We start from the raw sequence: 12,954 nt of genomic DNA, 5'->3' as shown, positions 1-12,954 counted from the left end.
TTGCAGGTGAGATTCGAGATCTATCTGTTAATGAAACGATTAAGTTTGATGTTAATAAACCTAATCCCGCTTGAATAATTGAATATTTCTATTATCAGCAATATTAAGAGCTATTCATCAGTTATTCAAAAAAGTTTTCTTGCTCTAGGGCAGTAACGTAGCAGTAAAATACGCGAGCTTAATCGTTCGATAGGGGTGGTCTGAGCGCCAGCAATCTGGGTGCCGCAGCGGGCGGCGCGATGGCACCGTACCTCTTTTACGCCATCAGGAAAGCGACGACAACATATAATCCTGACGGCACGGAAAACACTAACCTCATGGCCAACACCATGGCGCACGCGGTGGCGGGCGCGGTGTATGGGATGAAGGGTACAGGGTCCACTGAACAAAATGCTGGTTCAATTAAAAATGTTAACCCCGGTTATCCTGAACCGGGCCGGACGCATAACTGCGTAAATTGTTCGATTGTTACTGATGCTACTTTGGCTGGAAATCCAGCATCAACGTTGCCAATAAACTCAACTAAAGGCGTACCGTTAAGCGTTTTGGAGCAACAATACGGAACAAAATTTAAATATGCCTCTTCATCTGACAGTATTATGCAGCAAATGACAAACGCTGGTTCTGGTGCGAGAGGAATTGTTTTTGGTTCTTATGGCCCTGGTCAGCCAGGTATATATTTAATGTTGTGAATCAAAATGGTACGGTTCGCTTCCTTGATGGACAAACGGGTAAGTCTGCTGATCTTAGTCAGTTTAAATCATTCCAGTTATTGAGGACGAATTAATGATTACTTTTGATGAAGCGGTAGCAAAAGCAGTCGATCACCTCAGCGGTGAAGAAATACCGATGGTTATTACTCTTCAGGGACGCTTTGCTGAGGGGTGGTTCTTTTGTTTTCAATCCAGAGAATATCTTGAGACCGGTAATGATAGTGCGCTACTTGCAGGTAATGCACCTTTTATAGTGGATAAGGATACTGGAGAAATACACGAATTTGGAACAGCCTATCCTCTTGAAAAATATTTACATGAATACGAAGAAAATAAAAAGCATCTGAGTTAGAAAAAATCCCAACCTCTCGCGGTTGGGATTTTACTTTATATACCAATCAGTTACCGATTCGTGGCTGCGGTGCGGTAATCGTCTGTAAAATGCCTCTGCCTGGCGCTGCTTGCGGGCGGAGAGCTTACAGACCTTGCGCAGCGTTTGCATAATCTCCGGCTCGGGCAGCGCTAAGGAACAAAGCGTTAGCTTTAGCATCGGCCCTGTTGCTGGCTCAACAAGCTAATGCATTTTACATGACGCTCGGTAAAGCTATCAGCGTCATCCTGGCAGCCTCTTTATGCAGAACAGTCGGCACAAAACTAATAACGCTCAATGCATCCCTACCGCAACGCATACCACTCTTTATGCTTCAACGGATTCATCGCCGCGCCAATAATATCGGAAATCACATTCACCAGGATTACCAGACCGCCAACCACCATTACGCCTGCTGAAATGGCCGCGTAATCCTGCTGGCGGATAGCGTTAATTAACCAGCGGCCCAGACCAGGCCAGTTAAATACCACTTCGGTAATCATCGCCAGCGTCAGCATGGTGGAAAACTGTAAGCCCAGACGCGGGATCACCGGCGGCAGCGCATTGTGCAGCACATGCCGACGGATCACGGTAAAGCGCGACAGCCCGCGTGTGGCGGCTGCCTTGACGTAGTTTTTATCCATCACTTCGCTGGTGCTGGCACGCAGCAGGCGCATCACTTCGGTAGCGGGAGCGACCGCCAGCACAATCACCGGCAGGATCATATGCGTCAATACGCTCACCAGCATCTCGTGACGCCACGGCGAGGGGCTAAGCCAGGCGTCCACCAGCGCGAGGCCGGTAATGTTTTGCACCGGATAGAGCAGGTCAAAACGTCCGGAGACCGGCAGCCAGCCAAGCGTCAGCGAGAAAAACAGGGTAAACAGTAGCGCCAGCCAGAATACCGGCATGGAGAAGCCGAGCAGCGCCAGCGCGCTAATCACCTTATCCTGCCATTTATTACGCATCACGCCCGCGCAGATGCCCAGCGGAATCCCGGTTAACAGCGCGAGTACAAACGCCAGCACGCAAAGCTCCAGCGTGGCGGGAAACACCTCTCGCAGTTGCAGGCCGATCTCCTGGCCGTTGGTGCTGGAGACGCCGAAATCAAACTGCAGCATACCGCTGAACCAGAACCACCAGGCATCGAACAGCGAGGCGCCTTCCAGCGGCGCGTTGGGGGTGAAATAGCTAAGGCTGAAGCCCACCAGCGACAGCAGAAACAGGGTAATCACCAGCAATAACAGACGACGCAACATATAGATGATCACTTACGGCTCCTCGCGCTCATCACGATAAACTCCGGCAAAAGAGGTGTTGCCGAACGGACTTAACACCAGGCCTTTGATATCGTGGCGATAGGCCTGCAAACGCAGCGAAGAGGCGAGCGGCAGCACAGGTAAATCGCGCGCCAGCATCTGCTGCGCCAGATGATAGTTATCAATTCGACCCGCAAGCTGCTGCGACAGCAGCGCTTTCTGCAACGCTTCATCGAAGCCAGGAGAACACCAGTGCGCGTAGTTGGTCTGCGAGCGGATCGCCGCGCAGCTTAGTAACGGACGGAAAAAGCTGTCTGGATCGTTACTGTCGGTCGCCCAGCCGGTTAGCGTCAGATCGTGGTTCATCGACATCAATTGCGCTTCCTGAAAACGGCCCTCTACCGGCGCAATGCTGACTTTCACGCCAACCTGCGCCAGATCCGCCTGCAGCAGTTCCGCCATTTTCAGCGGGCTGGGATTCCAGGCTTGCGAAGCGGAGGGCACCACCAGACGCAGATGCAGATCGGTAATGCCCAACGATTCGAGTAGCGCGCGCGCTTTTTTCGGGTCGTATTCAGTAACGCGCGCTTCGCTATCATATGCCCATGAGGCACGCGGCAGCACTGAGGCAGCGGTTTCCGCCGTACCGTAATAGATCGACTCCATCAACCGTTCGTTATTGATCGCCAGCGCCAGTGCATGACGTACTTCCGGTCGATCGAGCGGAGGCTTACGAGTATTAAACGCCAGATAGGCGATATTCATCCCTGGTCGCAGCGTCATACGTAAACGAGGATCGTCGCGCAGGATTGAGATCTGGCTCGCGGCGGGATAGGCGAGCACATCGCATTCGCCAGTCAGCAATTTGGACATACGGCCGGTGCCGCCTGCGCCCAAATCGATCACCGCCTGCTGCAGGCGCGGCACCCCTTTCCAGTAGGCAGGGTTACGTGCCAGCCGGATATATTGCCCGGCGCGATACTCGCTGAGCTGATAGGGGCCAGTACCGACCGGCTGGCGATCCAGCTCTTCCTGGCGGCCGCTGCGAGTCAGCTGGTCAGCATACTCCGCTGAGAGGATTGGCGCGTAGTGAGTCGCCAGATGCCAGAGGAACGACGCGTCAGGGCTATTGAGCCGGATCTCAACCGTATTGCTGTCGAGCTTTTTTACGCTCTGCACAGAATCAGCAAACTGCAGGCTGTCGAAGTAGGGGTAGCTGCCGCCGTTGACGTTATGCCACGGGTGGTTGCGATCAAACATTCGCCCGAAACTAAACACCACGTCATCGGCGTTCATCGCGCGCGTGGGCGTAAACCACGAAGTATGTTGAAACGAGACCTTGCTGCGCAGGTGAAAACGGTAGGTTGCGCCGTTATCGCGCACTTCCCAGGCGGAGGCGAGGTCGGGCACCAGACGATAGGTATAGGGATCGACATCCAGCAAGCGGTCATACAGCTGCGCGGCGAGCGTATCCACGGCGAGGCCGCTGCTTGCCATCTGCGGATTGAAGGTACTCAGCGTGCCGTTAACGCAGTAGACAAAGCCGCTGTGGCGGATATCGCGGTTCTCTGCCGACCAGGCAGAGACGCTTAATACGCTGAGAATAAGCATCAGCGACGGGATTAGTTTTGACATAGAACTCAACGGTGTCCGGGCAATAGGCTGAGTGTATCGCAAAGGGGACGATGACCCAAAACATGGCGGCGCGGCTGCAGGTAATTTCGCCATCCAGAAGAGTAAAGACACACCATTAGCATGGTAATGAGAAAAATTCTCAATTAGCGCTTTACAAGTGAGAACAAGAATGATTATTATTTCATTGCGCTTCAGCGGTGGCTCTACTGATGAAGCGCACGACATTGCTCACATTGCTTCCAGTATTGTTGCCCGCGTAAGCGGGCTTTTTTTTGTTTTCCCCGCTAGCTTTTGCGCTGCGCCTTCAGCCCCGTTTGTAAGCGATTTCTGAAAAAATATCCCGCATTAGCATCAATACCCTCGTTTACGGCGCACTGGCTAAACGGTTACAGTAACTTATTCCTTTAAGCATGGGATTAGCTCAGGCCAGTACTTTATCTAATAAATTAAGTGGCTGATACGTAGTAAGGTTAATGGAAAGAGTAATTAAAAAATAAATAAGCCATGAGTAATAAACAATTATTTAAATAATACTCCAGTTTTGGAGTGAGAATTTATGCTTCATGAGCGAAATAACTAAACGCTCGACGTGCATCCTCAACGAGGCAGAGTTACCTTATTTGGTTGTTAATCAATTTCAATTGCCCAGGGCTGTTGCTCTTTAGTCAGAAAGAAAACGTCGATGCCGGAAGTTGGGAGTTAAGCATAAGATGAAATGGCTGGTGCTTATTATTTTGTTGTTGCCTCTTGTTATGTGCGCGGCGAATTATCATGATGATAAAGAGCAGGTTACCTACAGAAAGATTAAGATGGCGATTCATGAAAATAATAGCAATTATATTGCGCTATCTGAATATGAAGACGTTTTAAATTATATCTCAGAAGGGAAGTCTCAGTGGATGAGTCTTTATCCTGAGCTAATAAAGCCTCCATTCCTGGGAGTTACCTCTTTTCAGGAGGGAATAAATATATCAATGGCTTATGCTTTAGCTGAAAATCCAGCGGAGGTGTTAAAATTTGTAGACATTAATAATGTAGATTATATTTGTGGTGCGCCATTTATTGAGCCAACGCAGCAGGAGCTTAACTCATATTTTATAAAAGCCAGAGCGGCACTTATGGCGACAAGTGCACAGGCTATTTGGAAATGCAGATGCCTGATGATATTAGATCGAGAAAAGAAAACATACAGTACTCTCGCGAGTGAATAAACATAAGGATTTTAGGGGAGCTTCTACGCCGAAATGCTTTAATAAAAGGTGTAGAAAATTTTAGGGAGAAAGTCGAAGAAATGATGCGACTTATCCAGAAACCAGAGGGTTTTATAGAGAAAGGATAAGGTCATGATATATCAAAGATGTCTTAAGAGGTTTACACAGCAAAATAAAATATTTTTTGCAATAAAATTAACATTCGGTGTGGAATAAGAAAGTTAACCAAGAATAAATACCGTATACCTTCAAAACATGTTTTACAGTAAAAAGGACTTCCTTTTTGATTAAGTTAAAATTAGTTTTTTTCCATATTCTTGTGCCGGAGATTGCTGCGAATCAAATAACTGGTCAGAAATAATAGCATCAATTTGATTCAGTGAGGCAATACTCATTACTCCCTCCTGTCCAAATTTAGTGTGATCAGCGAGAATAATACGTTTTTTGCTCATTTTAAGCATTGCCTTGGATACATGCGCTTCATCAATGTTTTTAACCTGTACACCACCATTTAATGTAATGCCGCCTGCACCTAAAAAACAAATATCAGCACGAATGGTGTTAATTTTCTCAACGACCTCTGCGCCAAGGTTCGCACGAAACTCAAGGTTGTATTCCCCGCCAATCACATAAACACGTGCGAAATTGTTATTCTGTTTTATAGATTCTGCAATGAGTGACGAGTTAGTGAAAACAGTCAATGGAAGAGGGGGGATCTGTTCGGAGAAAATAAGGTTAGTTGTACAAGAGTCGATAAATAAAATATCATTAGGGGAAATCAAGGTTGTTGCTTTGCGTCCAATGGCTTCCTTGGCTGGGCGCATGCTTTTAAGCCTTTCTGAAAACTCATCTTCTTTATAAATCTGTTTGCGAAGCGCGCCTCCGTGTATTTTAACTAAGTATCCTTCATCAGCAAGTTGTGACAGATCGCGGCGTATAGTTTCAGAGGTAACATTTAATTCCTCAGAAAGAGAAAGTACGCTTACTTCCCCTGACTTATTCAGCGCGTCAAGGATGTAGTTTTTTCTTGATACCGGATTCATTCAAGGGATCTCTGTTTAATGTAATATGCTTAAAGATACAATTATGTTATTGATAAAGCAATCTTTTGATAACGCACGCCACGCCGTCACGGTCATTGTGCGCCGTCACCATGTCTGCAGCTTCACGGACGTCATCCCCGGCATTTCCCATCGCCACGCCTGTTCCCGCCGCCCTGAACATGGGCAGGTCATTTTGCTGGTCGCCAACTGCCATCACCTCTTCGGTTAGCAGGGAAAGTTCTGACTTTATACGTTCAACCGCATGTCCTTTATCGATACCTGCTGGCTGGATATCAATATAATGATCCCCCGTGATCAAGCTGATAAAGCCTGGAGGTAGCGTTTCCTGAATGTTTTCCTGATATTTTGGTATAAAAAAACGATCTCCGCAAACAGTGATTTTATATATATCGGTTGAATTAAATATTTCTGATAAAGGATATTGCTTACTCGTTAAGTTAAAAATTTTTGCTTCGTAAAGTGTGTGGCGTGAGACGGTATTGCAATTACTGTATTTAATCTCTTTGTCTGTGAAAAAATGATGGTCATACTGATAAAGCTTAACGGCTGCGTCAATGCTACGGATTTCCGTCCGTGTCATTTTTCGCTCAAATATAATTTTATCATTCAAAACATCAAAGATTTGTCCACCATTAAATCCTGCAACATAACGTATGCTTGCAATGACCTGTTCGCTTTTCAGAAGGGATAATAAGGTTTTCAGCGGTCGGGCAGAGCAGACGGCAATATAACCGTCGGTACGTTCTGTGAATTCTTTAAGCGCGCTCCGGTTTGCTGCAGAGATATGGCCCTGAGAGTTCAGAAGCGTTCCGTCCATATCAAGAGCGATAAGTTTCATCTTATACTCCAAAAAAAGGAGCCGAAGCTCCTTTTTAAAAGGGAAATTAGTGCTGAATAAACGGTAAAACGGCTTCTTTTGCTGCTGCCTGCACCATATTATCGATTGCCGTACCTACTACCAGAATGTTTACGCCGGTATTGCGGAAAGCCTGCGCGTTGCGGACATTGATGCCGCCTTCAGCCAGGGTCGGTACGTCTACTGCATTGACCAGCGCATGCAAACGGTCTTTGATGATCTGCGGGATCTCACCTGCAGCGACACCTTCATAGCTCATTCCAGTCATCAGACCAATCATATCCACGCCAATGTCCTGCATGCGTTTTGCGACCTGAGCAACCTCTTCAGGTGTACGAGCCGGCAAGCCAAAGGTATGCAAATCGTCAGGGTGGCCGATATAGGCATCTACCGTCAGACCATATTTGTGTGCCAGATCGACCACTTCTTTCAGGTCATCCCAGTCTGATTTATGCGTATGCAGGCCATCTGCACCCGAACGGGCGATTTCAAGAATATGCTCGTCGGTCAGCGGGACTGGCAGCGTTTCGGTAAAGCCGCCTGAAATACCCACGGTGATGAAGACGTCATCAGGCACGACGTTGCGGACGCCCTGACAGGCTTCCGCCATCTGGGTGTTAGAAATTTCGTGACGAATCTGTTCAGCGGCATGCATATTTGTTACGCCACGATGGCCGCGAGCAAGCGCCAGTGCCGGATGGTTAGGTTCCAGCAGTTTTACACCCGCTTCGCAGACTGCTTTTGCGAGGCGCGCATCATCACCAGTGATCCCTGTACTTAAAATTGTCTGGCCGCCGTGAAGTGCAATCGCATCCTTCACTTTTTTAATGGCTGCGGCACGTTTTTTATTCATATCACCTTTAAACATGATTTACCTCTTTGAGACTGGTGAGTTATTTAACAGACTGAGCTACCTGAGTAGACTCTTCTTTTTTCGAGACGGCTTTAAAGCGGTTGGCAATCACGGTCGTAATACAGGTGAGCACCAGGATTGTGGCCATTACAATCGCCATATTCAGCGCATTACTTGACATGAAAGGCGAAACGAATGCGGGCACATAAGCGACGCCCATAATTTTGAAATATCCCAGCAACATGCCGCCCAGCCCCGCATAAACAATTGCTGAGATGAACACGACTTTATTTGCGAACATGAAGGGATAAGCAGATTCGACAAAAGTCCCGAAGCCGATATTGATCAGTAATCCCGGCGTGGCGACAGCTGCTTCACTTTTTTCGCGTGGAGCAATCATATTGGCCAGGTTGATGCCTGCGGCGACCATAACCAGGCCAACCATATCTACAGCACCCAGGAAGCTAACGCCCGATTTTTCCATTTCCAGCAGAACCAGCGGCAGAATGACTGCGTGGTATATACCAGCAAGTATTGCCGGCCAGATAACCAGCCCTGCAAGCAAACCCGCCAGGATAGGGCTGTAGGCAAGGGTGGCTGAAATAGCCAGCTTGATATAGTCACCGGCCATCAGGGCGAGTGGACTGAGCAGATAATGCATAATCAGACCGGCAGCAAGACCCGAAATACCGCCCGCCACGATGTTGACAGTCGTCATAGGAAAGCGCCAGTTCAGGCACAGCTCGAACAGATAGCGCACGAATATACCGGCTAACAGGCCGCCGATGATCCCGCCAATCAGTCCACCTTCTACCGACAGTACGCCTGCGACCACCCCAGATACGATTGACACCTCATCAAGTTCTGAAACCTGCTTCGCGGCCAGAACGGCCACCAGCACCGGCAGTCCCTTAAGCAGAATTTCAAAGATGTCATTAAGTTTTCCCAGTCCGGGAATATGACTTGCGGCCAGCACCAGAGCCATGGCAATGAATCCCGGCAAGGCTGGGATCATAATGCTGCGGATATTGATACGTTTGAGCAGGCTCTGGCCAGAACCCACACTGCCAGTGGTGGCGCCACCCAGATTCGGGCGATATTTCATACCCCAGTGTTTTGCGAGAGAGGCAGCAAAGGAAACGGCCCGGGTCCGGCTTGTTGTTCCGGTTGTCCCGGATGTCGCGACAACTTTTGCCCCTGAGGCGGCAATCATAGCCATAGAGGTGCCACCTGTGCCTACAATCGGCACTTTGGTTTCGGCCGCAGCTCTGAATACTTCTCTGTTCGCACTGCCTGGATCTGCGCTCATGACGATGAGGCCGTGGATATTGCCGCTGCGAATTTCACTGGCGATCGCGGCGTCAGTGTCCTTCATGGCGTCATTAACCTCGGACAGTTTGCCGTCAAAAGTTCGTTTGGGTTTTGAACCGCTACCGTCCGGGAGCGTATACACGCTGGCAGGCGTGGTGGGTTTGGCATTATCCATGGAGGCTTCAGCAGCAATAAACTGCACTGCGCCAACCTCGATGCCCGCAGCTTCACACTGAACGTAAATTTCGGCGAGCAGCTTCTCTGGGTCTGCACCGCCCAGGTTGTAGAGATTTCCTCCACTGCTTCCGATAATGGCAATCTTTTTCATAAAAAAAACCTCTCGGGGGTAGATGCTCTTCTGGTGTTGTTTTGTTGTTGATGTTTTGCTTTCAAGGATATTCCCAAACAAAACAACTTATATCAATAGGTTCTTTCTGGGTTGGTGCAGTTAATTTTTTGATAAAACAATATTTAATATCTATTCATTGGCTTTAATGGTTATTTTTTGGTTTTTTATTTTATTATTTTTCTTTTTTATAGATTTTTATCTTGTTATTGTTTTGTGTTGTTTTTTGTGGAAGTGTGAAGTGGATCAAACGAAAACAGGTAGTGAATTGATGGCTCCACGGGGGTTGAAAAGAGCTAAATGAAGGCCCTGGTAAGACAGGGCGGGCTAAGCTGAACAGGTAATTATTTGAGTTAAATGGATTTTATTACGTGTCTGTTCTTCACAGGCAAGTATTGTCGATTGGACTCTGCTTCTGGCTCGAAAATGTACCCCAGCAATGATATGACCGCAATTGGGCTCATATAGCTCTGGCTACTGAAGGAAGGGATTCGATAAAAAAACCATTACATCTCTGCTATTTCTGACAGCACAGCGCTCAGGTCAGAACAGAGCGAATAAAATCATAACGCTCAGGTTAATTTCTTAGCCTGAGCGTTACAGCAGTCATGGCTGTAATTACTCCTCCGGCAGCCAGCACCAGATAAGCCATCGCCCAACTCTGGCTTGAGTGCATTACTCTCCCAAATAATACAGGGGCAAACGACCCGATACCAAAGTCCCAAATAGTGAGGGAGGCTGGCGGGCAACCGTTAACGTGATACCTGATAAGGGCTATGAGATTCCAGATGGGTTCCGGGGTGGGGGAGGTCGACAGAGCATCATGTTGCTCTTAGTCTTCTGCTATCAGCGAAAGGCGGGCCTTAGCCTTTCACGACTGGTAATAAACCACCGGTATAACTTATTATTTTTATCATCATGGCCCCGTTATGAGCCTTTTTTAGGTTTTCGTCTCATCCGAAATCAGTCATGGATTACGCCATCGACATATAGCGCAGCGGTGTCAGGTGCCCCCCACAGTGAAACCGCAGGAACAATAAAGTGCATATGCAGCATGATTCGTTGTGACTCCGAAAGCTTTACGGTTCTGACTGAGCCTGAAGCACCGCCTCCATAAGCCCTCAGGCAATGTCTGCTGGCGCCGAAAGAAACCTATTCATATTTTACCGGCGTAATCCCAGCATGGCGGGAAAAAGCAACGCTAAAAGCGCTGGCAGAGCGATAGCCAACGTGCTCAGCCACTTCGGCCACCGTCATATCTTTGCCGCGTAAAAGTTTTTTTGCCAGTGCCATTCGCCAGGTCAGCAGATAGTCCATCGGCGCCACGCCAACCGCTTCCCGGAAGCGTACAAAGAATGCGGAACGTGACATGGCCGCTGCTTTCGCCAGTTCGGCGCCCGTCCAGCTATGCTCTGGCCGGGCGTGAATGGCGCGGATCGCCGCTGACACGCGCTCATCAGCCAGCCCACTCATCACGCCCGGACATGCATTGCAGATCAATATCGATCGTAGCGCTTCAATTAATAACAGCTCCAGCAATCGTTCCAGGACTATATCGCGCGCGGAACGTTGTGCGCGACATTCATCCATCACCAGCTGCACCAGCATCGTCAGACGTGACTCGCCTCGAACATGAATAAACTGCGGTAGCAACGAGACTATTAGCCCGGCATCGGGCGCGTCGAACTGGCAATAGCCAATCAGGGTTTGTACATCAGCGGGTTGTCCTGGATCGCCTACCCAGAATTCCCCGGGCGCGAGCATTTGCGGCAGGGTTTCCGGCGCATCGGCGGCTGGCGGTTCGACGCTGCTCATACAAAACTCCAGCGCCGCGGGGATAAGTACAAAATCTCCCTTCTCCAGGGTAATGGGCGGGTTTCCTTTTATAGTCAGCTCACTGCAACCTTCCAGCATCAGGCAGTAGAACGGCTGACCAGTTTCACTGCGATTTACTCGCCAGCGGCCACTGGCGCACACACGCTTAGAGAATGCCGCTTGCGGCTGCAGCAGCGACACTATCTCGGCTAAAGGATCGATCATTTGGACTCCTGCGAATGAATGCTGGACGCTGCGTTGTAGTGAGTACAGAAGGCTGACTATATAGTAATCACCTGACTCAATACCAGACAGGAGTGAAATGTGAAAACTATCTTAATCACCGGTTGTTCTTCAGGCTTTGGGCATGAAACGGCTCTCTATTTCCTCGAGCGTGGCTGGAAAGTGATCGCCACTATGCGTAAACCACAAGCCGATCTGTTTCCAGATTCAGAAAATCTGCGTCTGCTGCCACTGGATGTCAGTAATGAGGCCAGTATCAGGCAGGCTGTCGCAGAAGCAGGTGAGATTGATGTTCTGGTGAACAACGCCGGGATAGGGGTACTTGCAGCGCTGGAAGGTATGGAAATGTCTACGGTGCGCGATGTGTTTGAGACTAATACTCTCGGCACCATCGCGATGACGCAGGCTGTGCTGCCGCAGTTTCGCACGAAACAAAGCGGTACGGTGATTAACGTCACCTCTACGGTAACGCTTAAATCTCTTCCATTACTGGCGGTCTACACGGCAAGTAAGGCAGCGGTGAATGCCTTTACGGAATCGCTGGCGCTTGAGTTACAGCCGTTCAACATCAACGTACGTCTGGTTCTACCGGGCATGGCTCCGACCACTGACTTCGGCAAAAACGCCATGTCGCGCATGGATCACACCCAGCCTGAACCCTATCAGCCCCTGTTTGACCGGGTACTTACCGGTATGCAGCAGCCGCAATCCACTACCAAAGCGCTTGATGTTGCGGAAGCGATATGGCGTGCCGCCACCGATACCACTGCACCGTTGCGTATGCCTGCGGGAGAAGATGCGGTAGCGTTGATGCAGGAAGTAGGTTAATTCTTAGGTGTTGCGACTGCCTTATAAATTTCGTTTAAGCGCTTTCACAAAGACCTGCCGATAATCGCTCAATGCTACGAGCAGACCGTCCGGTTTAATGGTGACATCCGCAGCGAAGTATAAGTCGCTGCGGCCTCAGTAAATTATTAAATTTTGTGCACTCTGCCGATCAAAAGGCAAGCATTTAGGCAGGCGCAGTGAAGATCCTCAACTGGCTTTAACACTGCCGGAGGGAAGAAAATGTAGGGTGAGCAGAGCATCCCAATGTGACTTTAATTCATTACCTGATACGTGCTATGAGGTTTAGAGGGGGATGGAGCGAAACGGCATAATGTTTTTCTTAGTCCGCTTTGAGCGAAAGGCGTAGATTGAAGCATAATGGTCTGAGCACAAAATGCTCAGCCTCAATATATTCGTTGTACTGGCAGTTCAACTCAGCAAAAAGGAGCA

Annotated in this window: 11 protein-coding genes and 1 pseudogene; 4 read left to right on the top strand and 8 right to left on the bottom strand. The window is 48.9% G+C overall.

The window, feature by feature from the left end; all coding sequences use genetic code 11:
• The first annotated feature begins 239 nt into the window (after positions 1 to 239).
• Together MHZ89_RS19900 and MHZ89_RS19895 are read left to right on the top strand one after the other, a co-directional pair.
• The gene (locus tag MHZ89_RS19900; protein ID WP_311784405.1) at positions 240 to 692 is read left to right on the top strand and encodes a toxin glutamine deamidase domain-containing protein; all 453 of its coding nucleotides are present in this window, start codon (positions 240 to 242) and stop codon (positions 690 to 692) included.
• 94 nt (positions 693 to 786) lie between these two features.
• On the top strand, positions 787 to 1,065 hold the full coding sequence (locus MHZ89_RS19895) for a YrhB domain-containing protein (protein ID WP_120454155.1): 279 nt from the start codon (positions 787 to 789) through the stop codon (positions 1,063 to 1,065).
• Positions 1,066 to 1,095: 30 nt separating this feature from the next.
• Here MHZ89_RS19895 and MHZ89_RS22710 read toward each other — a convergent pair.
• The 3 genes and pseudogenes from MHZ89_RS22710 to sapA all read right to left on the bottom strand — a co-directional run.
• Positions 1,096 to 1,254 (bottom strand): annotated as a pseudogene (locus tag MHZ89_RS22710) (hypothetical protein); the annotation flags it as partial.
• Positions 1,255 to 1,388: 134 nt separating this feature from the next.
• Positions 1,389 to 2,354 (bottom strand): putrescine export ABC transporter permease SapB, encoded by a 966-nt coding sequence (sapB, locus tag MHZ89_RS19890; RefSeq protein ID WP_120454159.1) that lies wholly within the window; start codon positions 2,352 to 2,354, stop codon positions 1,389 to 1,391.
• The gene (gene sapA / locus MHZ89_RS19885) at positions 2,355 to 3,977 is read right to left on the bottom strand and encodes an ABC transporter substrate-binding protein SapA (RefSeq protein WP_311784404.1); all 1,623 of its coding nucleotides are present in this window, start codon (positions 3,975 to 3,977) and stop codon (positions 2,355 to 2,357) included.
• Between the two features lie 710 nt (positions 3,978 to 4,687).
• Between sapA and MHZ89_RS19880 the strand changes: the two genes are divergently transcribed.
• Positions 4,688 to 5,188 carry a hypothetical protein gene (locus MHZ89_RS19880; RefSeq protein ID WP_311784403.1) on the top strand — a complete coding sequence of 167 codons (501 nt, stop codon included), beginning with the start codon at positions 4,688 to 4,690 and terminating at the stop codon, positions 5,186 to 5,188.
• A 287-nt stretch (positions 5,189 to 5,475) separates the two neighbouring features.
• On the opposite strand, the gene MHZ89_RS19875 is transcribed toward MHZ89_RS19880, so the two are convergent.
• The 5 genes from MHZ89_RS19875 to MHZ89_RS19855 all read right to left on the bottom strand — a co-directional run bounded on the left by MHZ89_RS19875 (position 5,476) and on the right by MHZ89_RS19855 (position 11,658).
• Entirely contained in the window at positions 5,476 to 6,231 is a 756-nt protein-coding gene (locus tag MHZ89_RS19875) for a DeoR/GlpR family DNA-binding transcription regulator (RefSeq protein WP_311784402.1), read from the bottom strand.
• Between the two features lie 46 nt (positions 6,232 to 6,277).
• Complete coding sequence (locus MHZ89_RS19870; protein ID WP_311784401.1) at positions 6,278 to 7,090, bottom strand: Cof-type HAD-IIB family hydrolase; 813 nt, start codon at positions 7,088 to 7,090, stop codon at positions 6,278 to 6,280.
• 46 nt (positions 7,091 to 7,136) lie between these two features.
• Positions 7,137 to 7,976: a histidine biosynthesis protein gene (locus tag MHZ89_RS19865; RefSeq protein WP_311784400.1), complete on the bottom strand. Its 840-nt coding sequence runs from the start codon at positions 7,974 to 7,976 to the stop codon at positions 7,137 to 7,139.
• A 25-nt stretch (positions 7,977 to 8,001) separates the two neighbouring features.
• Complete coding sequence (locus MHZ89_RS19860; RefSeq protein ID WP_311784399.1) at positions 8,002 to 9,600, bottom strand: PTS sugar transporter; 1,599 nt, start codon at positions 9,598 to 9,600, stop codon at positions 8,002 to 8,004.
• A 1,170-nt stretch (positions 9,601 to 10,770) separates the two neighbouring features.
• Positions 10,771 to 11,658 (bottom strand): AraC family transcriptional regulator, encoded by an 888-nt coding sequence (locus tag MHZ89_RS19855; protein ID WP_311784398.1) that lies wholly within the window; start codon positions 11,656 to 11,658, stop codon positions 10,771 to 10,773.
• A gap of 99 nt (positions 11,659 to 11,757) precedes the next feature.
• On the opposite strand from MHZ89_RS19855, the gene MHZ89_RS19850 reads away from it, so the two are divergent.
• Positions 11,758 to 12,504, top strand: a complete 747-nt coding sequence (locus MHZ89_RS19850) for an SDR family oxidoreductase (RefSeq protein WP_311784397.1) — start codon at positions 11,758 to 11,760, stop codon at positions 12,502 to 12,504.
• The last annotated feature ends 450 nt before the right edge of the window (positions 12,505 to 12,954 follow it).

Origin of the sequence: Pantoea sp. ACRSB, from assembly GCF_022346905.1 — a bacterium.
Classification (GTDB): Bacteria; Pseudomonadota; Gammaproteobacteria; order Enterobacterales; family Enterobacteriaceae; genus Pantoea; species Pantoea piersonii.
This window is presented reverse-complemented; position numbering and strand designations above follow the sequence as displayed.